The organism is Mucilaginibacter sp. (genome assembly GCF_039925265.1).
Lineage (GTDB): Bacteria > Bacteroidota > Bacteroidia > Sphingobacteriales > Sphingobacteriaceae > Mucilaginibacter.
In genome coordinates this window covers 25255-49427 of record NZ_JBDSZG010000017.1, presented here as the reverse complement: position 1 = coordinate 49427, position 24173 = coordinate 25255, and the positions used below count along the sequence as shown (strand labels likewise).

The 24173-nt window shown below is 45.4% G+C and carries 13 protein-coding genes; all 13 read left to right on the top strand.

Features of this window, described 5'->3' with window-relative positions:
• The first annotated feature begins 229 nt into the window (after positions 1 to 229).
• The 13 genes from ABIX36_RS09020 (at position 230) to ABIX36_RS08960 (ending at position 24126) form a co-directional block, all read left to right on the top strand.
• Positions 230 to 3256, top strand: a complete 3027-nt coding sequence (locus ABIX36_RS09020; RefSeq protein WP_348081836.1) for a SusC/RagA family TonB-linked outer membrane protein — start codon at positions 230 to 232, stop codon at positions 3254 to 3256.
• Positions 3257 to 3282: 26 nt separating this feature from the next.
• Complete coding sequence (locus tag ABIX36_RS09015; protein ID WP_348081835.1) at positions 3283 to 4680, top strand: SusD/RagB family nutrient-binding outer membrane lipoprotein; 1398 nt, start codon at positions 3283 to 3285, stop codon at positions 4678 to 4680.
• Between the two features lie 121 nt (positions 4681 to 4801).
• Entirely contained in the window at positions 4802 to 5740 is a 939-nt protein-coding gene (locus ABIX36_RS09010; protein WP_348081834.1) for a dihydrodipicolinate synthase family protein, read from the top strand.
• Between the two features lie 6 nt (positions 5741 to 5746).
• A complete protein-coding gene (locus tag ABIX36_RS09005; RefSeq protein WP_348081833.1) occupies positions 5747 to 6748 on the top strand; it encodes a 4-hydroxyproline epimerase in 1002 nt (333 codons plus the stop codon).
• A gap of 122 nt (positions 6749 to 6870) precedes the next feature.
• The gene (locus tag ABIX36_RS09000) at positions 6871 to 8115 is read left to right on the top strand and encodes an FAD-dependent oxidoreductase (protein ID WP_348081832.1); all 1245 of its coding nucleotides are present in this window, start codon (positions 6871 to 6873) and stop codon (positions 8113 to 8115) included.
• 427 nt (positions 8116 to 8542) lie between these two features.
• Positions 8543 to 9445, top strand: coding sequence for an AraC family transcriptional regulator (locus tag ABIX36_RS08995; protein WP_348081831.1), 903 nt, complete (start codon positions 8543 to 8545; stop codon positions 9443 to 9445).
• A 37-nt stretch (positions 9446 to 9482) separates the two neighbouring features.
• Positions 9483 to 11285: a DUF885 family protein gene (locus tag ABIX36_RS08990; RefSeq protein WP_348081830.1), complete on the top strand. Its 1803-nt coding sequence runs from the start codon at positions 9483 to 9485 to the stop codon at positions 11283 to 11285.
• A 53-nt stretch (positions 11286 to 11338) separates the two neighbouring features.
• On the top strand, positions 11339 to 12769 hold the full coding sequence (locus ABIX36_RS08985; protein ID WP_348081829.1) for an amino acid permease: 1431 nt from the start codon (positions 11339 to 11341) through the stop codon (positions 12767 to 12769).
• Positions 12770 to 12795: 26 nt separating this feature from the next.
• Positions 12796 to 15018 (top strand): putative Ig domain-containing protein, encoded by a 2223-nt coding sequence (locus tag ABIX36_RS08980; protein WP_348081828.1) that lies wholly within the window; start codon positions 12796 to 12798, stop codon positions 15016 to 15018.
• Between the two features lie 194 nt (positions 15019 to 15212).
• Positions 15213 to 16697 (top strand): aldehyde dehydrogenase (NADP(+)), encoded by a 1485-nt coding sequence (locus ABIX36_RS08975; protein WP_348081827.1) that lies wholly within the window; start codon positions 15213 to 15215, stop codon positions 16695 to 16697.
• A 91-nt stretch (positions 16698 to 16788) separates the two neighbouring features.
• Positions 16789 to 18189 (top strand): aminopeptidase P family protein, encoded by a 1401-nt coding sequence (locus ABIX36_RS08970; protein ID WP_348081826.1) that lies wholly within the window; start codon positions 16789 to 16791, stop codon positions 18187 to 18189.
• 150 nt (positions 18190 to 18339) lie between these two features.
• Entirely contained in the window at positions 18340 to 20652 is a 2313-nt protein-coding gene (locus ABIX36_RS08965) for a prolyl oligopeptidase family serine peptidase (protein ID WP_348081825.1), read from the top strand.
• A 291-nt stretch (positions 20653 to 20943) separates the two neighbouring features.
• Positions 20944 to 24126, top strand: a complete 3183-nt coding sequence (locus ABIX36_RS08960) for a SusC/RagA family TonB-linked outer membrane protein (RefSeq protein WP_348081824.1) — start codon at positions 20944 to 20946, stop codon at positions 24124 to 24126.
• Positions 24127 to 24173: the final 47 nt, after the last annotated feature.

Here is a 24173-nt window from a genome sequence, read left to right as displayed (position 1 = left end):
TTTTTTTTAATGCGATAGAGCTATAGCAAGAAGGGCTAACCTGCAAAATATTAACACATTCGCAGGGTTTACATAAATATAATAACAAATTAACGCTATTGTAATAGTAATGTTAATATATGGGCAGTATTGGCAAATTTCATTAAAAAATAAGGGGCGGCCTGCGAATAGTTTTACATGCATGAAATACAGTGTGTAATACATAGTTTTTAACCCCAAAAATTAATTTATGAAGTTTAAACAATTACTAAAAAGGTTTATTTTGCCTTTACTGAGTGTGTTTGTGTTTTGTTATAACACTTACTCACAAACAGTAACCTTAACAGGAAAGGTAACCGATGAGAAGGGCGAGCCCGTAGCCGGCGCTTCTGTGAGAATAAAAAATACAAATACCGGTGCTATCACCAACGGTATTGGTGTGTTCAGCCTTAATTATACAGGGCAGGGTACGCTGGTTGTAACAGCTATAGGTTTAACCGCGCAGGAGGTTAAACTAACCGGACAGGCACAGGTGAACGTAGTTTTAACCGAAGATAGCAAACAGCTGAACGAGGTGGTAGTTACCGCACTTGGTGTAAAACGCGACAAACGGATCCTGACCTACAGCACCCAGCAAATTAAAGGTGAGTCGCTTACGCAATCAAAGGAGGCCAACCTGGTAAATGCCATTGCAGGTAAAGCAGCCGGTGTGCAGGTAACCAGTTCATCGGGTACGCCCGGGAGTTCATCGCGTATTGTGGTGCGTGGAGGTTCATCATTTTTTGGTGATAACCAGGCGTTAATGGTTGTTGATGGTGTGCCGGTAGATAACTCTGAAACAGGTAACCTTAATTCGGGCCCCGGAACCAACCGTATCGCGGATATCGACCCATCTATTATTGCTAATATCAACATATTGAAAGGTGCTGCCGCTACAGCGCTTTACGGGTCAAAAGGTGCAAACGGCGTTATTATTATCACCACAAAAAATGGCTCGTTAAATAAAAAGCCATTGATCACGTTCTCCTCCGATTTCTCTTTTGAAAAGCCTCTGCTGCCACAAATTCAAAATAAATACTCGCAGGGTACCAATGGTAATTACTTTGATGGCGTTACGCAAAAAAAAAGTACCTCATGGGGCGCGCGAATGGATACGCTGAAAATAAACGGGCAGCTTGCGAAAGTTTATAACCAGTCTGATCTGTTCTTTAAAACCGGCCACACGTATAACAATACCATTAACATTGGTGGTGGCGGTGCCAGTTCTACTTACCTTATTTCCTATTCAAATTTAAACCAGGAGGGTACAGTTCCTACCACTAAGTTTTTACGCAATACTTTTTTTGCAAAATACAGCGCACAGATATTACCAAACCTAACCACTACCTTTCAGTTAAACTACAGTAACTCGCAAAACGACAGGTTGCCAGAAGGATACGCTTTGGAAAGCCCGGTTTGGACAATTTTTACAGCACCGGTTTCGTATGATCTGCAACCGTCTTTAACAGAGGCCGGTACCCAGCGTTTGTACCGTTTTTCGCGTAATAACCCTTATTGGGTGTTGGATAACATCAAAAACCACTCAGGCGTTAACAGGTTCCTGCCAACCTTTACCACTGACTATAAACCACTATCGTGGTTAACCGTTACCGAAAGATTTGGTGCCGACGTTTACACCGAAATGGACAGGTACCGTGAATCAACGCAATCGGTATCAAACCCCAATGGCAGGCTGGTGGATAACAATACTACCTTCCGCCAGTTTAATAACGATTTTATGGTAAGCGCCAATAAACAATTTGGCGATTTTAATATCGATGTTTTGTTGGGTAACAACATTTTCTCCAGCTATTCAGAAAACACATACGCCAACGGTGTAGGTTTAACCATACCGGGCTTGTACAACATGGCATCAGCCTCAACAGTTACCTATAGGGAAAATTCCTACCTGCAACGCAAGGTTGGTTTTTACCTGCAGTCAAACATCGAGTACAAACGTTTCCTGGTGCTGTCATTAACAGGCAGGTACGATGGTAACTCGGTATTATCAACAGAAAATAATTTTTATCCTTACGGATCGGCTGCCACCAGCTTTATATTTTCTGAGTTCTTTAGCCCCGAGTTTTCAAAGGTAATGAACCTGGGCAAGCTAAGGTTCTCATACGGCACCGTTGGTAACGATGGCAGCATCAGCCCATACAGTTTGCTAACCGCCTATAATAGCGCCACTATACGTAATCTAACATTCCCTTATGCAGGCCAGTCGGGTTTTTTAATATCCGATGTATTGGGCAACGCTAATTTGAAAAGCGAAAGGATCAACGAATTTGAAGCTGGTTTTGAAGCGGGGTTCTTTAACAACCGTATCAGTCTGGAAGCTTCATTCTACAGCAAAAAAACAATTGATGGTATCATTCCATCGGTGTCTCTTGCGCCATCAACAGGTTATGCTTATACCAGTGTAAACTCCGCTGTGATGCAAAACAGGGGTATTGAGGTTTTGTTAAATGCAACTCCGATAAAAAGTCGTGATTTTGCCTGGGACCTTACCCTCAATTTTACCCGTAACAGGAACAAGGTAATATCTATTTACCAGGACCAGAAGCAATTGGGTAATGGCTTTACCAATATTATTGTGGGCCAGCCCTACGGCGTTATCTTTGGTACCCGCTACGCGCGAAACGCGGCAGGTAAACTACTCACAGATGATGCAGGCCTCCCGTTTGCCGATGACACGCAGGGTATAGTGGGTAACATAAACCCTAACTGGCTTGGCGGTATCAACAACAGCATCAGGTACAAACAATTTAACTTTAGTTTCTTTTTTGATGTTAAACGCGGCGGCGATATCCAAAACAACGTTGACGGATACGGTTACTTCTACGGTACACCAAAAGTTACCGAAGATCGTGGCTTAAGAGTGGTTGATGGTGTAAACGCAACTACCGGCCAGCCAAACACAGTGGCTGTTAACGGCCAGGCATACTATCAGCGTGCAAACGGTGTGCTGGAATCTGTAATTCAGGATGGCAGCTATATAAAATTGCGTAATGTTAGTTTGGCCTATACGTTAAAACCGTCATGGTTAAGCAAAGGCCCGTTTAAATCGGCAACGTTTGGTGTAACCGGCCGTAACCTTTGGATCCACGCTCCGCACTTTACCGGCGGCGACCCGGAAGTTAGCTCGTTTGGTTCATCAAACGGGGCACAAGGTATCTATTCATTCTCAACCCCAACTTCCAAATCAGTTGATTTTAGCCTGAAAGTTACCCTATAATTTAAAATCATTAATAAGAAATTGTCATGAAAAATAAATATATCACGTTAATAATATGCGCCTTGGTAAGCTTTACGGGTTGTAAAAAATACATTGACGTAAACCAGGACCCCAACAGGCCAATAGATGTTAAGGAATCGCTCATCCTTGCCCCGGTTGAAGCCGCCATATCACAAAATATAAACGCTGCCGGCGGGGGGAACCTTGCGGTAGTATTGCAGCAATATGTGCAGGTAATCGCTTTAAACCAGGTACCGCCAAACTTTGGTACCTACCTTATGTACCACCAGGATATGGATGGCGACTGGTATAACTTTTATGTACAGGTAATGAATAACCTGGTAATGCTTAACAAAAAGGCCGAAACCAGTGGTAATGCCAACTATGCGGCTATATCAAAAATACTGCTTGCTTATACCCTTGGCACGGCTACCGATGCCTGGGGCGATGTGCCCTACTCAAAAGGTTTTGGCGGCGTAACTAACCTTACTCCAACTTATGATACCCAGGAATCTGTTTATACGCAGATCCAAACCCTGCTTGATAACGGGATAGCCGATATAGCAAAAAATAGTATTGTTGTACCGGGCGGCGACGATTATTACTATAACGGTGATATGACTAAATGGAAAAAGCTGGCGTATACCCTAAAAGCGCGCTACTACATGCACCTTACTAAAGCACCGGGGCACACTGCCGCCGCACAGGCCCAACTGGCTTTAACTGCCCTGCAAAGCGGTATGGCCGGTAATGATGATGACTTGAAGATGCCTTTCAGCGGTGCGGCCGGTGCCGAAAACCCTTGGCAACAAAACTTTTTACCAGGTTCAACGCTGATACTGGCATCAACATTTGTTGATGGCTTTAAAACCAGGAACGATCCGCGTTTAACAAAAATGGTAGCCCCTGCAATTGAAACCGGTTTGTATACCGGCAGGCTAATTGGCATGGAGGACATAGGCAGTTTAGAATCATACTCACTGGGTGGCGATTTTTATGCAAGCACAAACTCAAATAATTACTTCGTTACTTATTCTGAAGCTTTGTTTTTAAAGGCTGAGGCTACATTCCTCACCTCAGGCGCTGCAACGGCACAGCCGGTTTATGTATCGGCTGTAAAATCGCACATGTCAAAATTGGGTATTGCCGATGCTGCTGTAAATACTTATCTTTCGTCGAGAGGAACACTTACTGCGGCTAACGCCATACAACTGATCATTGAGGAGAAAGCTATAGCTAACTTCCTGTCGATGGAGAACTATACCGATTGGAGGCGTACAGGCTTCCCGGCTTTAACCAAGGTGAAGAACGCTTTGTCGGAGATCCCGCGCAGAGTGTTGTACCCGCAGTCGGAAATGACTGCAAATCCGCAGCCGCAGCAAAGCGCAAAACTTACCGATAGAGTTTGGTGGGATGCGCAATAGGCGGTATTTAGCAGGCTACTTGCCTTTAAGCGATGTTATTGGTTAAAATACGGTCAATGTCTGCTAAATTGTTAAATAAACTTAATTGGTACTATCTTAATTTTGTGAAAAATAATATACAATGATAACTTTTGATTGGAAAGGCGTACTCCCGGCAGTAACTACTAAATTTACAGATAATGACGAACTGGACTTTGATGCTTTTGATATAAACTTAAATGCCCAGCTTGAAGCCGGTGTTGACGGGTTTATATTAGGCGGATCGTTGGGTGAGGCAAGCGTTTTAAGCGATGACGAAAAATTCGCGCTGCTTGCTCACACAGTTGAGTTTGTTAATGGAACAGTGCCTGTTATATTGAACATTGCTGAGCAAACAACAAAAGCGGCTGTTGCTTACGCCCAAAAAGCACTTGATAAGGGTGCCGATGGCTTAATGTTATTGCCGCCCATGCGTTACAATAGCGAGGCCCGCGAAACGGTTACCTACTTTGCTACTATTGCAAAAAGCACCAAATTGCCGATCATGATCTACAATAACCCTGTGGATTATAAGGTGGAGGTAACTTTAGATATGTTTGAACAACTTGCCGCTTATGATAACATCCAGGCTGTAAAAGAATCTACCCGCGATGTATCAAACGTAACCCGTATGATCAACCGTTTTGGCGATAGGTTCAAGATCTTTACCGGGGTTGACCCGCTTGCTATGGAAAGCCTGGTAATGGGTGCCCATGGCTGGGTTGCCGGTTTGGTTGACGCGTTCCCTAAGGAAACGGTTGCTATTTACCGCCTTGTAAAAGCCAAAAGGTATGACGAGGCTTTAGCCATTTACCGTTGGTTTTTACCTGTGCTTGAGTTGGATATTCATCCTAAGCTGGTACAATACATTAAACTGGCCGAAGTTGCTACCGGTATAGGTACCGAAAACGTACGTGCGCCACGTTTGCCATTGATTGGTGCCGAGCGCGAAAAAGTTCAAAAAATCATCAACGATGCACTTGCTGTAAGGCCCGAATTGCCGATTGGCAGCTGGGGCAAATTAACCGAAGTTGCGTTATAATAACCTATGGCAAGTAAAACTTTCTTTTGTGTTGATGCTCATACCTGCGGTAACCCGGTAAGGTTGGTTGCCGGTGGCGGCCCTACGCTTAAAGGCGATAACATGAGCCAGAAACGCCAGCACTTTTTAAAAGAGTACGACTGGATAAGAACAGGCCTGATGTTTGAACCGAGGGGCCATGATATGATGTCGGGCAGTATTCTGTATCCACCTCATGACCCGGCAAATGATGTAGCGGTTTTGTTTATTGAAACCAGCGGTTGCCTGCCCATGTGCGGTCACGGAACTATTGGTACCATTACCATTGCCATTGAAGAAGGGCTGATCCAGCCTAAAGTTCCCGGCTTTGTACGTATGGAAGCACCCGCCGGCCTTGTACTGATCGAGTATAAGCAGGAAGGTAAAAAAGTAACTTCTGTAAAGCTCCGGAATGTGGCCGCTTACCTGGCCGCTACCGATTTGCAGGTGGAATGCCCGGATCTGGGGATGCTTACCATTGATGTAGCCTATGGTGGAAATTACTATGCCATAGTTGATCCTCAGCTAAATTTTAAGGGCATTGAAGATTATACTGCCGGGCAACTGATTGCCTGGAGCCAGGTGTTGCGCAAGCGCATTAACGAAAACTACCAGTTCGTACATCCGCAGGACCCTACCATAAACACCTGTACGCATATCCTTTGGGCCGGTGCTACATTATCAGCTGATGCTACTGCCCGCAATGCGGTGTTCTATGGCGATAAAGCTATCGATAGGTCGCCTTGCGGCACGGGTACATCTGCCCGTATGGCGCAATGGTTTGCCAAAGGGAAGTTGCAGGTTGGTGAGCCCTTTGTGCATGAAAGCATTATAGGCAGTAAATTTACCGGCAGGGTTGAAGAGGTTGTTAAGATAAATGAGTTTGATGCCATTATACCAAGTGTAGAAGGCTGGGCCAAAGTTTACGGCTACAACACCATCAAGATCGACGACGATGATCCCTATGCTCACGGTTTCCAGGTGATCTAACAAAAAAATGAGTGGTCATTCCGGTAAGGCGCAGATCTTTTTGCCCTACAGGAATGACTTTTTTAATTTAGTATCTAATTAAAAGCTTTCGGCTTTCCGCCTTAAGCTTAAGCTTCAAAAAAATGGCAAAAGTGTTGATCATAGGAGGTGGGATAGTAGGCCTTAGTTCGGCTTATTATTTACAAAAAGCGGGGCATGAGGTTACTGTGCTTGATAAAGGCGACATGGCCGACAACTGTTCATACGGAAACGCGGGGATGATAGTGCCAAGCCATTTTATCCCGCTGGCAACCCCGGGCATGGTTTCGCAGGGTATTAAGTGGATGTTTAACAGCAAAAGCCCTTTTTATGTAAAGCCATCCTTAAACCCCGAACTGGTAAAATGGGGGTTGAAATTCTTAAAGAAAGCCAATGCCGCGCATGTCGAAAAATCGGCTGTTCCTTTAACAGAACTCTCCTTACTTAGCAAAAAGCTTTATGAGGACCTGAGCAGGGAGCCCGGTTTTGATTTTGATCTGGTTGAAAAAGGCATCCTGATGTTTTATAAAACCGAAAAGGCCGGAGAAGAAGAAGCTCACATGGCCGAAAAGGGCAGGGAATTGGGTTTAGATATGGCCGTGCTTAGCGTTGCAGACTGTAAGAAACTGCAGCCAAAGCTCGAGCTTGATGTATTGGGGGCGGTTCATTATCGTTGCGATGCTCATTTGTCGCCAAATAAATTGATGGCTGCGTTAATAAAGTATCTGAAAGCCGCCGGCGTAAAGCTGGTTACCAATAAAGAGGTTACCAAAATGGAGGCCACGGGTGGTAAGGTAAGCAGGGTGCTGTCATTTAACGAAGAGTTTACTGCGGACGAATACATCATTGCAGGCGGCTCATGGTCGCCGGCTATTGGCAGGCTGCTGGGTGTTAAAATTCTGCTGATGCCTGGCAAAGGGTATTCCTTTAATGTGAAGGATGACACCGAAGCAATGCACATCCCTGCATTACTGGCCGAAGCCCGGGTTGCCATAACCCCGATGAATGGCGGCTTACGCTATGGCGGCACCATGGAACTTGATAAGATCAACGACAGGATCAGCATGAACCGGGTAAAAGGTATTGTTGAATCGATACCGAAATATTTTCCGGAATTAAAACCCGCTGTGCCCGAACAAAAGGACATTTGGTTTGGTTTCCGCCCCTCATCTGCCGATGGGCTGCCTTATATTGGCAGGAGCAAACAGTACGGCAACCTTACTATTGCAACCGGGCATGGGATGATGGGCTTAAGCCTTGGCGCGGCAACGGGCTTGCTGGCAAGTGAAATTATATCGGGCAAACCGACTACCATCGATATCAAAGAATTTGCTCCCGAAAGATCTTAATTAAATTCTTAATTATACTCCCGGCTTGCCGGGAAAATAAAACCGCTCATCAACCACGATGAGCGGTTTTATTGCTTTAACTCAGCGTGTTTTATGGCCTGTTTCTTTGAAAAAGCTATTTTAAATAGGTTTTCGGCGTAAATAAGGCGATTTACATGAAGTGTTTAATAATTGTTTATTGAACAATTAAAAATACTTTATTCGGGTAAATTGAGCGTAAATCAACTATAGTTCGGCTATTAAGTGTTTGTATAACATTTAATAGAGTTCCTGTTTATCGGATAAAAACTGCTTTTTTAGGCCAATTTTGGGCCTTGTATCAACCATAAATTATCAAATATTGACCATATTTTATCCTTTTACCGGCATTTGTTGGAAAATTAAGTTAAGTAATTGTAAATTCAACAAGTATTAAACAACGTAGCAGATGAAAGTTTTACAATTCACCATCCCGGTTCCGCACGATAAAAGTGTGATCGCAGAAAAGGTTTGTTTGCCTTATCATTATCCCTATCTGCACCGCCACAAAGAAATTCAGCTTACCTGGATCCAGCAGGGCGAGGGCACGTTGATAGCCGGCAATAACATGCACGATTATTCTGCCGGCGATCTGTTTTTAATAGGCGCCAACCTGCCGCATGTGTTTAAAAGTAACCCCGAATATTTTGCACCCAATGCTAACAAACAAATAGAAGCACTCACTATATTTTTTAATCCGGAAGGGGCGCTGGCACCGTTGTTTAATATGCCCGAGATAAAACCCAGCCTCATTTTTATGCAGCAGCATCAGCAGGGGTTTAAATTGCCGCATCACGTGGTGGATAAGGTGTCGCAGATCATGATTGCCCTGCAAAAGGCATCCGGCCCGGATCAGCTTATCCAGTTTTTCCACCTGCTTAAGGGGCTTACCAATATCAAAAGCAAGCTTGATCCTCTGTCAACCTATGGCAACCTGCCGGGCATTACCGAAAATGAGGGGATCAGGATCGGTAATATCTATAACTACATTATGCAACACTACAGCGAGCCTATCACGCTGGAGGATGTGGCCAAGGTAGCGTACATGACGCCTGAATCCTTTTGCAGGTACTTTAAAAAGCACACAGGGCATACTTTCATTTCGTTCCTCAACGAGATCCGCATTAACGAGGCCTGTAAAAAGCTCATCGCCCATAAATTTGAAAGCATAAACACGGTGGCCTATAAGTGCGGCTTTAAAAGCATCACCAATTTTAACCGGGTGTTTAAATGCGTAATAGGCAATTCGCCGCGCGGTTATCTCGATACCTATAACAATAATTTGATCAGCCTTAGCAGGGCAGCAAGCTAAATACAGCGCGTTTAATATTTAATAAAACCATACCATCGTGTTTATACCTCTCCTTAAAAAAACGGTACAAGGACTAATATTCTGTGCCCTTACTATTGGTGCCGTGAGTGCAAATGCGCAAACGGCCCAGCCCGGCAATTTGTACGAGCAAACCAGCGAAATGGCCGGTACCATTATCAGGTACGGGCAGGATATGACCGCCATCCATGATTTTTATACACCATACAATGTTAATGAGCGTAGCGAAGACCAGTACAAACAGTATGTGCTAAATTCGCCCGAGCAGCGAAAAAGACTCGTTGAGGTTGATAATGATTACCTGAAACAGCTGGAGCAAACCAATTTTAACGCCCTGAGCATTTATGGCAAGGTTGACTATATCCTGTTGAAAAAACGGATCAACTTTGATTTGAAAGATCTGAAGAAAGAAGAGGACCTGTACAGCCAGGCCGCTAAATATATTTCATTCGCCGATGAGATCTTCGCGCTGGAGCAAAAACGCCGCCGCGGCACCTTTGTAGATGGTGAAAAAGTGGCAGGCGATTTGAACAAGATATTGAAAGAGCTTAAAGCCGACACGAGTGCTTTTCGCAAGCTTGTTTCGGTAGATATGCCGGTAGCCAAAATAACTAAAGCCGCTTTAATAAGCCTGAAAGGCCGTTTGAAAGACTTTTACGGCTTTTATAATAACTACGATCCGTCGTTTACCTGGTGGGTGCCTGAGCCATACAAAGCGCTTGATAACGCGCTTGGCAAGTACAGCGAACTGGCTATAAGCAAAGGCAAGATCAATACCACCCAAAAAAGTGATAGCAGCGGCATAAAAGAGATGCCAATTGGCAGGCAGGAATTGATTAGCCAGCTACAGGCCGAGATGATCCCTTACACGCCCGAGGAGCTTATAAAACTTGCCAATAAGGAGTTTGCCTGGTGCGATAAGGAAATGCTGAAAGCATCGCAGGAAATGGGCTTTGGCAACGATTGGAAAAAGGCCCTCGAAAAAGTAAAGAACAGCTATGTACCGGTAGGCCATCAGCCCGAACTGATAGTTAAGTTATACAACGATGCGCTGAGCTTTATCAAAGAACGCGACCTAATAACAATCCCGCCTTTGGCGGAAGAAACCTGGGGAATGGTGATGATGTCGCCGCAAAGGCAGCTGGTTAACCCTTTTTTTACCGGCGGTAAAGAGATCAGTATATCATACCCAACCAACACCATGCAGTACGACGACAGGCTGATGAGCATGCGCGGTAATAACCCATACTTTTCAAGAGGAACTGTACAGCACGAGCTTATCCCCGGGCATAATTTGCAATATTTTATGAACAGCCGCTACAAATCCTACCGCCAGGATTTCGGGACCCCTTTCGCCACTGAAGGCTGGGCTTTGTACTGGGAGCTATTGCTGTACGATAAAGGCTTTGCTAAAACGCCCGAAGAACGTGTAGGGATGCTGTTTTGGCGGATGCACCGCTGTGCCAGGATCATCTTCTCGCTTAATTATCATTTAGGCAACTGGACACCGCAACAAAGTATCGACTTTTTGGTTGACCGGGTTGGCCATGAAAAGGCCAATGCCGAAGGTGAAGTGAGGCGTTCATTTGAAGGTGGCTACAGTCCGCTTTACCAGGTAGCATACCTGCTGGGTGGTTTACAGTTAATGGAGCTGAAAAAAGAACTGGTTGATAGTGGTAAAATGAGCTATAAGCAATTTCACGATGCCGCCATTAAAGAAAACCTGATCCCGGTTGAAATGCTGAGGGCCACATTAACCAACCAGGCATTAACCAAAGACTTTACTACCAGCTGGAAGTTTTATGATTTTGGGAGCAAGTAATTAAGCCGAAAGCGGATCTTTTTTAAGTATACATTTTTTCATCATTCGTTTTTATGGATAACAGCACTTCTTTTAAGCCCTCATTACGATTAATGGATGCTACCATGCTGGTTGCAGGCAGTATGATCGGCTCCGGTATTTTTATTGTGAGCGCCGATATTACCCGCAACGTGGGCAGCGCAGGCTGGCTGCTCTTTGTTTGGCTCATTACCGGTTTTATGACGCTTACAGCAGCCCTAAGCTACGGCGAACTGAGTGCCATGTTCCCGAGGGCGGGCGGGCAGTACGTTTATCTGAAGGAAGCTTACAGTCCTTTAGTTGGCTTTTTATATGGCTGGAGCTTTTTTACGGTGATCCAAACGGCTACCATAGCAGCTGTGGGTGTGGCCTTCGCCAAGTTTACCGCTTACCTCATCCCGCAATTGAGCGAAGACCTCGTGGCTTTAAATTTGGGTTTTATGACCATATCGCCAGCTCAGTTGCTTTCCATTTTGGTGATAGTGCTGTTAACTTATATCAATACCCGCGGCGTAAACAGCGGTAAAATTGTGCAAACCATTTTTACCATGGCCAAATTACTCAGCCTTTTAGGTTTAATTGTTTTTGGCTTGTTTGCGGTAAAAACTTCGGTATGGAACGAGAACTGGAAGAACGCCTGGAGCATGCATAGCCTCAATGCCAACGGTTCCATTGCCTCATACACCACCATTGCGGCTTTAGGTGCTATCGCCTCGGCTATGGTTGGCTCCATATTCAGCAGCGACTCATGGAATAACGTAACTTTTATAGCCGGCGAGATCAAAAACCCCAAAAGGAACATTGGCCTGAGCCTGGCGCTGGGCACCTTAATTGTAACAGTGATCTATATTTTAACCAATGTGATGTACACGGGGGTGCTTTCCCTGCATGATATTGCCGTTGCCGATAAGGACAGGGTTGGGGTGGCAGCATCGCGGCATATCTTTGGCAGTTCGGGTACGGTGATCATCGCGCTGCTTATCATGGTATCAACATTTGGCTGTAACAACGGGCTCATTATGTCGGGCGCAAGGGTTTATTATTCTATGGCTAAGGACAGGCTTTTCTTTAAAAAAGTGGGTACGCTCAATAAAAACTCCGTCCCGGCCTTTGGCCTGTGGTTGCAATGTGTTTTTGCCTGTTTGTGGAGCCTCAGTGGTAAATATGGCGATCTGCTCGATATGATCTCGTTTGTGGTGGTGGTTTTTTATGTACTCACCATCATCGGTATTTTTATCCTCCGCAAAAAAATGCCCGATGCTGAAAGGCCTTACAAGGCCTTTGGTTACCCGGTGCTGCCTGTTATTTATATCATTATGGGGGTGGCTTTTTGCCTGTTGCTCATCAAATATAAACCTACTTATACGTACCCGGGATTGATCATCACTTTAACAGGCATCCCTGTTTATTACCTCATAGGCGGCAGTAAGCGGAAAGCCACGGAACTCCCGGTTGAAAGTTTGTAGATGAGGAATATCCCATATATCAATTCATGAAAAAGATAATATCGCTGCTGTGGTTTATCTGCCTGTTTGTGGCGGCGCATGCGCAAAACAGCGGTTTTATTAAGTTAAGCACTGCTCAGTTTTCTACGGGGAATGATGCGGCCTGGAAAGAGGCCGGCTTTAATGACACCAAGTGGAAAAACATTAAAGTGGGAGAGGTATGGCAGGAGCTGGGCTACCCGGATTATCATGGTTTTGCCTGGTACCGCATTCATGTGCATATCCCCTCGTTATTAAAAAAACGATCAGTTTGGGGCGATAGCCTCCGCGTGTTTCTTGCCCATGTTAACGATGCTGATGAAACTTATTTTAACGGCGAACTCATTGGCAAAACAGGGGCATTCCCTGGCGATAAAGGCGGTTACGTAAGTAAATGGCCAGCTGTGCGCAACTATTGCGTTGCGGCTAACAACCCCATTATTAAATGGGATGACGAAAATATCATAGCTATTAAAGTTTACGATGGCGGTGGCTCCGGGGGGATATTTATGGGCGCGCCCTATATTGATATGCTGGAAAAATTCGACGGCATCGTTTTCACCCAAACCGCTATCAACTTTTTACCCAACGCACAAGCAGCGCGTAAATTAACATTAGGTAATAGCTTTAAAACCAATATTACGGGTAAGTTTCATTACCGCATCATTGACGAGGTTACCCAAAAAATTATTGCCGAGAAAACGGTTAATTCAAACTTGGTGCCCTTCGGAAAGAAAACTTATACGATTACCTTTCCTCACCGCGAAGGCATTAAGCTGTTTTATGATTTTACCGAAAACGCATCGGGCAAGGTGAAAACATTTGCCGAGGTTGCACCTTACCTGCTTACCCCAAAAGCATCTGCAAAACCACTGATTAACGGGGCAGATGTTTTAGGTGTGCATCCGGGTTCGCAGGTGCTTTACAAGATCCCGGTAAGCGGGCAAAAGCCTCTAAAATATGTGCTTAAAAATCTGCCGGCAGGCTTAGTTGTAAATCCTAAAACGGGTATTATAACCGGGACTGCACCTAAAGCAGGGGATTACCGCGTATTAATTTCCGTGGTTAATGCCTTAGGGAAAGATGGAAAGATGTTTACTATTAAGTCGGGCAGTTTGCTGGCGCTTACCCCGCCCATGGGTTGGAATAGCTGGAACTGCTGGGGATTAAACGTAAGCGATGAAAAGGTAAGGCTTTCGGCCAGGGCTATGGTTGAGAAGGGCCTGAGTGATTACGGATGGAATTATATCAACGTTGATGATGGCTGGCAGGCAGCCCAAAGGAAAAAAGATGGCGAAATAGCACCCAACGAAAAGTTTCCGGATATGAAAGCGTTGGGAACGCACTTGCATAAGCAGGGATTAAAGTTTGGAATTTATTCATCGCCGGGTGCTAAAACCTGTGGCGGATATCTGGGCTCGCTTGGTCATGAGCAGCAGGATGCAGGCACCTATTTTAACTGGGGGGTTGATTATTTAAAATATGACCTCTGCAGTTATACGGACCAAACAGCAGGCGATACCACGCTATTGGCCCAGCAAAAACCCTACATGGGGATGCGCGATGCGCTGGCAAAACAACAGCGCGATATTGTTTACAGTATTTGCCAGTACGGTATAAAAGATGTTTGGAAATGGGGCGCCAAAATGAATGGCAACCTTTGGCGCACTACCGAAGATATTACCGATACCTGGGAAAGCCTTTATGGCATCGGCTTTAGCCAAACCAATAACGCGGCCTATGCTGGTCCGGGTGGCTGGAATGATCCGGATATGCTCATTTTGGGCCGGGTAGGCTGGGGTGAAAATCTGCATCAAACCAATCTGACGCCTTATGAGCAGTATACGCACATGAGTTTATGGAGCCTTTTATCGGCCCCGTTGCTTATTGGCTGCGATATGGATAAGCTGGATGGATTTACCCTCAACCTGCTGAAAAACAGCGAGGTAATAGCCATGGATCAGGATGTTGCAGGCCACCAGGCCGTTAGATTAATTAACGACAAACACATACAAGTTTGGGTTAAACAACTGGCCGATGGGAGCAAAGCGGTAGGCATCTTCAATCTTGGTGAAAAATATACGAAGTACGACCTTCGTTTTAACAGTATAAAAATGGGCAAGGCGAAAGTGGTGAGGGATGTTTGGCAACAGAAAGATCTCGCCAAAAATGTTACAGCTATTTCCTGTAATATCCCACCGCATGGGGTGAGGCTTTATAAATTAATGTAAACGGTTGATTGTTTGGTTATTGATAATTGATCGGGTTAACCGTTTTTTAATCTATTTTCAGGCTTTGGCTTTGAAATAAGATAATATCCTGCTGTAACTGGTTAGGAATCTTCAGCTCATATCCTAAAGGTTAAATATATTTGCTCTCGCATATTAACGGCGTAAGCCGTTCGTTTTTCATTAAAATATCTACCATGGCCAACAACTTTAAAGACGCAAGCGTTGAAGAAATAAATATCATCATGCAGCAATCGCAAACCGCGTTTGAGGCTTATCAAAAAACAACTGCCGAACAAAAAGCACTGTTTTTAGAAGCTATTGCTGATGAAATAGAAGCACTGGGCGATGCCCTGGTGCAAAAAGCATCCGAAGAAACTAACCTTCCGTTACCACGCCTAAACGGCGAGCGCGCCCGTACTACAGGCCAGCTGCGCATGTTTGCCGGGATGCTGCGCGAGGGAAGCTGGGTGGAAGCCTCCATTGATACGGCTTTGCCAAACAGAAGCCCGCTGCCCCGCCCCGATCTGCGCAAAATGCTGGTCCCTCTTGGCCCTGTTGTGGTTTTTGGTGCAAGTAATTTCCCATTTGCCTATTCAACCGCAGGTGGCGATACGGCAAGCGCGCTTGGTGCGGGCTGTTCGGTAGTGGTAAAAGCACACCCCGCCCATGCCGAAACTTCTGAAATGGTTTACCAGGCCATAAAAAAAGCGATAGTTAGCAGCAATATGCCTGAGCATGTTTTTCAACATGTGCACGGTACATCGTTTGAAAGCGGTAAAGCTTTGGTACAGGCCGATGATACTGCTGCTGTTGGCTTTACAGGTTCAACCGTAGGTGGTTTGGCTTTGTTAGATTATTCATCCAAACGCAAAAAGCCCATCCCTGTGTTTTCGGAAATGGGCAGTATAAACCCGGTTGTATTTTTACCGGATACCTTAAACAAAAACGCCGCCGAACTGGCCGCGCAGTACACGGCTTCCATCACCTTAGGGGTGGGGCAGTTTTGTACAAATCCCGGCCTGTTGATTGCTATTAAGGGCAAAGGGCTGGATAACTTTTTTAAGCTGCTGGGTAACGGTATTGAAACCGCAAAACCTGCAAAAATGCTGCATGCTGGTATCCATTCCGCTTATGAAAAAAAGAGCTGTGCCGCTTTAGAACAGGACGGTATTAAGGAAGTGAAAAAATCAGCTACGGAGGCTGTTGATATTGAAGGCCAGCCAACCATCGCGCTGGTAAGTGCAGAAACCTTCCTTAAAAATCACTTATTACACGAAGAGGTTTTTGGCCCGTATTCGTTAATGGTAAGCTGTAACGACGAGCAGGAAATGATAAAAGTATTAAAATCAGTATCCGGCCAGCTTACTACATCGGTAATGGGTACCGATGACGATTTTGCAGGTCACGCTGATCTGCTGCAACTGCTGCCGTCAATAGCGGGCAGGGTGTTGTTTAACGGCGCACCAACCGGGGTTGAAGTTTGTGCCAGTATGGTGCACGGCGGCCCGTTCCCGGCCACCACCGATAGCCGTTTTACAGCTGTGGGCATAAACGCGGCTAAAAGATGGGTGCGCCCGGTTTGTTTCCAAAACTGCCCGGATAGCATATTGCCACTGGCTTTACAACAGGCTAACCCAACCGGCATCTGGCGTTTGTTTGATGGCGAATGGAAGAAATAACAACGCGTTAAAAAATCAACGGAAAGTCAAATTTAAATTATACTTGCACATGCCGGCAGCCTAAAGGTGCCGGCATGTTTAATTTTACGTTATGAAACTTCAACTTTTTGATCGGCAGGTTTACATAGAGCGCCGGAACGTTTTAAAGCAAAACATAGGCGCTAATGGGATCATCGTTTTATTGGGGAACGAGGAGAGCAGCATGAACTATAAAGACAATACCTACCTGTTTAGGCAGGATAGCAGCTTTTTATATTACTTCGGGCTGGACGTGGCCGGCCTGGCTGCTATCATTGATACGGATACGGGAGAGGGATTGATCTTTGGTAACGATCTGACCATCGATGACATCATCTGGACAGGCACGCTACCATCCGTTGGTGAAATGGCCGCGCTGGTTGGCGTTACGCAAACCCGGCCCTATGCCGATGTGAAGCATTTTATCCACAAGGCGGTTACGGGCGGTCGCCCGGTGCATATTCTGCCACCTTATCGCCCCGAAAACAAGATCAAACTTGCCGGTTGGTTAAACACTACTTTAGCAGATGTGGCAGATCATGTTTCGCTGCAGTTGGTAAAAGCGGTTATTGCCCAAAGGGTGATCAAAACGCCGCTGGAGGTTGCCGGAATAGAAAAAGCCGTATCCATTAGCGTTGATATGGAACTGGCTGTAATGAAATACGCCCGCCCCGGCATCAGGGAATATGAACTGGTTGCCAAAGCGCATGAGGTGGCCATAGCGAATGACGCGCGCTTAGGTTACCCGGCCATCATCACCAAACATGGGCAAACCCTGCATACCCATTATTACGGCAATGTGCTGGAGGATGGAGATATGGTACTGAGCGATATCGGTGCAGAAAATGCCATGCATTATGGCGGCGACCTTACCCGTACCTTCCCGGTAGGCAAACAATTCACTACCCGCCAACGCGAACTTTATGATGTGGTGCTTAGCTCCATGGATCACGCCATCAGCATGCTGAAACCGGGGGTGAGGTATAAAGACATACATATACAAGCCTGCCAGAAACTGGCCGAAGGCCTTAAACAAGTAAACCTGATGAAAGGTGATCCTGCCGAAGCCGTTGCGGCTGGCGCGCACGCCATGTTCTTTCAATGTGGTTTGGGCCATATGCTGGGTATGGATACTCATGACATGGAAGACCTGGGTGAGCAATACGTAGGCTATACCGATACCCTGAAAAAAGAAACTGTTTTTGGCTTAAAATCGTTAAGACTGGGCCGCGAACTGGAAGCCGGGTATGTACTTACCGTAGAGCCGGGCATCTACATCATCCCCGAACTGATAGACCGCTGGCAGGCTGAAAAAAAATTCGCCGAGTTCATCAACTACGATGTGCTGAATACTTACCGCAACTTTGGCGGAATCCGCATTGAGGATAACTTTTTAATTTCAGATACAGGCAGCCAGGTATTAGGCAAATACCTGCCCAAAACACGCCAGGAAATTGAAGATTTAAGAGCGTAGGACATCGTGCTTTGTAAACCACCCTGCCGGAGGTTATTCATATACCTTTGGTTAAAACCAAAGGTATATGCTAAATGCGTGCTATGATGTGTTAATTTATGGAAACATAAATTGGGGCGTGTTAGGTAACTTTACCCAACACTATAACTTATGGCAAGGTACCACCAATATTTACTGTTAACGGTTTTTTTAGCAACCGCAGGCCACTCAGCCGATGCCCAACAGGCTAAAGCTGCTCCTTATTATCCTTCGCATGCCCAGGTGCTGCAAACCTATAAAACGGCCGATGCACTTGATTCAGCGTTGAAAAAGATCCCGGTTGTTACCAATGTTAAACCCAACTGGCAACCGGGCAGCAATCAATTCTGGTATGGTAAAAAGGCAGACAATAATCAAACAGCCTATATTATGGTCGACCCTGAAAAGGGGGTTAAGAAAACGATCTTTGAAAGCAGCCAACTGGCTGTTGAAGTAAGCAAAGCAACAGGCAAACCGGTAAAAGAGGGTAGCTTCAAAATTGAAGATATGTTTTTGAGTACCGATAAAAAACAGGCCACTTTTAAAACAGGCAACACCTGGTTTAAGTGTAACCTGGCTACGCTTGAATGCAGCAAAACCACCGATACCTTACATCAGCGTTATGATGCCGATAAACCATTGCAAGCGCGTCATTATCGTTGGGAGGGCATAAACACCGATTCCGTATCGCCGGATAAGCAATGGGCAGCCATCATTAAAGGGGGCAACATTGTTGTGAAATCGTTAAAAAACTCAACAGAGATCATATTAACCACCGATGGTAATTTAGATAAGCCTTACGGCGAACTTACCTGGTCGCCGGATAGTAAGCACCTGGTTGGTTACCGTATAGACCCTAAGAAAACAAAGGAAGTTTATTATCTCCTCAGCTCGGTACCCGGCACCACCCGTGCCGTACTAAAATCGCATGAGTATGACCAGCCCGGCGATGAGTTTACCTCGTACCAGCAGTTTATATTTAACATTACTGATAAAAGCGCTATAAAAACCGATGCCGAAAAGATAGACTTTTTTGGTGCCCCTCAACTGCACTGGCGCGATGGCGACAGCCGGTATTTTACGTATGAAAAGGCCGACCGCGGTCACCAGCGTTTCAGGGTTATTGAGGTGGATGTCACCAACGGCAAAACCCGCAACATCATCGACGAAAAAACAAACACTTTCATTTACGAGCAAAGGATCTACACCTACTATTGCCCAAAAACTCACGAGATAGTTTGGGTTACCGAAAAAGACGGATGGCGCCATATTTACCTGGTTGATGAACTTACCGGTAAAGAAAAACGGGTATCCAAAGGCGAATGGGTGGTGCGCGATATCGACAGCGTAGATGTAAAAAAAAGGCAGATCTGGTTTAAAGGGAGCGGTAAAAATGCCGGGGAAGACCCATACTTTATGCACTACTACCGCATAGGTTTTGATGGTAAAAACCTAACCGACCTTACACCCGAAAAAGGCAATCACAGCGTAACGTTCTCGCCCGACAGAAAATATTATATCGACACTTATTCGGAAGTTAATACTGCGCCAAAAGTGGTGCTTAAAACCGCTGCCGACCTAAAAACGGTAATGGAACTGGAGCATGCTGATCTGACCACCCTTTTAGCCACCGGCGTTAAGTTACCCGAAGTATTTGTTGCCAGGGCACGCGATGGTAAAACAGATATATGGGGAGTTATTTATCGCCCCGCTAACATGGATCCTAACAAAAGCTACCCTGTGATTGAGAACATTTATGCCGGCCCGCAGGATTCATTTGTACCTAAAAGCTTTTCTGTTGTTAGCGAAATGCAGAGTATAGCCCAACTGGGTTTTATTGTAGTGCAGATTGATGGCATGGGTACAGCTAATCGTTCAAAAGCATTTCATGATGTGTGCTGGCATAACCTGGCCGATGCCGGTTTTGCCGATCGGATTTTGTGGATGCAGGCCCTGGCTGCTAAATACCCGCAGGCTGATATTAGCCGGGTAGGCGCTTACGGCACCTCTGCAGGTGGGCAAAATTCTGCGGGTGCATTATTATTTCACCCCGAATTTTATAAAACGGCGGTATCTGCCTGCGGCTGCCATGATAACCGGATTGACAAACAATGGTGGAACGAACAATGGATGGGTTACCCGGTTGGTTTGCACTACGACCAACAATCAAACATAACCAACGCGGGGAAGCTGAAAGGCGATTTGTTACTGATAGTAGGCGAGGCCGATAACAACGTTCCGCCCGAATCTACTTTCCGTTTTGCGGATGCACTGATCAAAAGCAACAAGATGTTCGATTTGCTGGTGGTACCCGGAATGGGGCATAGTGATGGCGGCCCCTACGGTCGCAAAAAGAAACGCGATTTTTTTGTGAAGCATTTGCTAAACGCCGAACCTCCGGCTCGAAATGTTGACGAACTAAGTATGGCAACGCCAACGGAATAGGAATTTTTAAACTATCCCGGAGGAGCTTCCCGGATGTTTAAACCAGCAAGTAGCCTTATTAAAATACTATGATCATACAGGCGCGATATCCCTTATCGCGCCTGTATTTGTATGTCCGTATTTTTTTTGAACGTATTTTACATATCTATTTGTTAATCAGTTGATTGAATTATTAAAACAGGGTAATATTCAGCTGTTATGTGTTAATATAACCAGTTAAACCCCTTAGCTAAACACTTAAATTTAACATAATTAAATATTTATTAACCTATAGATTTAATACACCTGTTTATGACAAGAACCTTTACTTACTACCGAAAATTTTTAAATGTCTTTGCCTTTTTTTGCCTGCTGATACCCTGGAGCGCCATGGCGCAAAATGAGGGGCAAAAAACGATTGGCGGTATTGTATTTGATAAAACAAACGTTGGGTTACCCGGCGTAAGTGTTATTCAGAAAGGCACAACCAACGGAACGATCACGGATAAGGATGGTAATTTTACCATCGCCGTTAAAGGGCAAAACGCAGTGTTGCTGTTTCGCATGGTGGGGTTTAAAACCAATGAGTACCCGGTTGGGTCGCGAACTAAATTACGGGTATTGCTGGAAGACGACCTGAAATCTTTACAGGAGGTTGTACTGATAGGCTATCAGGGAGTTCAGCGCCGAAAAACCACGGGTGCAATAGCCACCGTAAAAGGAAAGGATATAGAAAATACGCCTTATGCATCCTTCGACCAGGCCTTGCAGGGCCGGGTGGCGGGCTTGTCTGTATTAAGCACCTCCGGCGAACCTGGTGCAAGTACCCTGGTAAACATTCGGGGAAGCAGCAATATTAACCAGGGCGTTAGTAGCGCACCTTTATATGTAATTGATAATATAATTTATGATGTAAATGATAAACAATCCAGCTATGGCAGCAACCCCCTGGCTATTATCAATCCAAATGACATTGAATCCATCGACGTATTAAAGGATGCCTCCTCAGCCGCTATATACGGGTCGCGGGGTTCAAACGGCGTTATCATCGTTAAAACCAAACGGCCAAAGTTGGGCATCCCGCAAATCAGGGTTTCCACTTATTACGGCTTGTCTGATAAGCCGTCCCTTATCCCGGTTGTGACCGGCGCGGCAGAGCGGCGTCTAAAGTTAGGGATATTATATAACCAGGGAACCTATACAGGGATCCAAAACGGGATAAGCCCCGCGTTAACAGATAGTTTAAATGTTGCTTTCAATAATAATACCGACTGGCAGGGCTTGCTGACGCAAGCTGCAACATTATCCAGCATTGATGCCAGCATCAGCGGTGCCGAAGAGAAATATTCCTACAAATTCTCCATGAATAAATATTATGAGCAGGGGGTATTGAGGGGATATGACTTTAACCGCTTAACCCCAAGCTTATTTTTCCAGGTTAACCCCACAAAGGCCATTCAGTTTAGTACCAATGTAATTTACGGTACTACCAAATCAAAACATGGTATAGGTTCCGGGGACCCTTATGCCACTTATCCTTTTAATATTCAAAGCTTCCCGTCCTCCTTTTTCCAGGTAAGGCCGGCCGAGCAGGCTTTATACCAGGGGCGATATGATGACTTAAGGGATGATGACCGCAAAACGTCGCTCCTGGCAAATTCTCAGTTGATTGCCACATTAACCAAGGGCTTGGTATTTAACAGCAGCTTTTCGTTTAACGCGGATAACAATACAAGGAATTATTTTTTACCTGCCGAACTGAATAACGGCGTAAGCAGTGCCTCAACTACCGTTTTACAAGAACGCATCTGGGAGATAAATAACTATTTGTCGTATGACTGGAAAGTAAAGGAAAACCACACCTTTTCGGCCCTGATAGGGCAGGGGGCTTATGACCTCACGCGCGACAATTCTTTTTTAAGGGGATTGAACCTGGCCATAAATGGCGTAAAAACCGTACAGGGGGTTGCGCCCGGCGCTAATTTAATAGGTAACTCCTATTCGGAGCAAAACAGGAAATTGTCCTACTTTGCCCGCTTTAGTTACGATTATAAAGGCAAGTACCTCTTCCAGGCTAATTACCGGCGGGATGCTTCCTCCAAGTATAGCAATGACAACCGCTGGGGTAACTTTCCGTCGGTCTCTGCCGGCTGGATTGTTTCTGATGAGCCGTTTTTCAAGCCGCTAAGCAATATCATGTCCTTCTTTAAAATCCGGGGAAGCTTTGGTATCACCGGGCAGGACCCATCCAATTATTACGCGCAATATACTACGCTGATATCTGATGCTTCGTATGATGGATCGGCACTGGCGAACGGTGCAGGGGGAGACAGAGGCCTGGCCAACATCCCTACGTATGGCGGCACGCAGGTAGCCTATCCAAATTATTATATCCCGGCGGCATCGCCCACCATTAAATGGGAGAGCAGCCCGCAGTTTAACATCGGCGCGGATATCAACTTTTTTAACGACAGGATAAATTTTACCGCTGATTATTATATCAGGAACACCAACAACCAGGTGTTTTCTATCCCGGTACCCATTGTAACAGGTTATACTTCTATCAGCAGCAATTTTGTTGGTACCCGTAATACGGGTGTGGAGCTTAGTCTCAACACCCGTAATATGAGCAGCAAATCAGCTTTTCAATGGTCAACCAATTTCAATATTGCCCATAACCAAAATTACGTAACCAAATTGCCAAACGGCAACAGGGATATCACCTACGGCCCTCCGTATTTATCAGAGAACCTAACTGTTGGTAAACCACTGTTCTATTACAATTCATGGATAGTGACCGGTGTATACAAAACAGATGCAGATGTGCCGGTAGATCCGCTTACAGGCCTTCGCCTTCGCCATGATGGTAGCAACGGCCCTTTTTACTCCGCCGGAGATCCTATCAGGAAGGACGTAAACGGTGACTACATTATTGATGACAAGGACCGGGTTGAAAATGGTAGCCCTAACCCCAAATTTACCGGCGGCTTTACCAATACGTTCAGCTATAAAAACTTTTCGTTAAGCATCCTCACCACTTTTATGTTCGGCAGAGAGATAAGGAACGGTTACCTGTCAGATCTGCTCCAGGTTGCAGGCCCTAACGATCCCTATAATTTGTATGGTACAAATGCGGCCGTCGCATTAAAGTTGAACAATGGGCAAACGTTTTGGCAAAAGCCGGGCGATGTAGCCACGTTCCCGGGTTTGATAGGGAATAGGGTAGATAAATGGAATATAGCACAGTCAACCTATGTGCAAAACGGGAGTTTTATCCGGGTAAGAAGCGCCAGGTTAAGCTATTCGCTGCCGGCTAAACTGGCCAGCCGTTACAAGCTGCAATCCATCCGGGTTTATTCAATTATCGATAACATTTACCTTAAAAAATATGCCAACATACCCGATCCTGAACTGGTAGGTGTGGATGGCTATGCTAATGGTACCTCTTATCCGCAACCCAAAAAGATAACCCTGGGGCTCGACCTTGTATTTTAACCGGTAGCGGACCGAACATTTTTACAAATTAAATTACTAAAAAACTA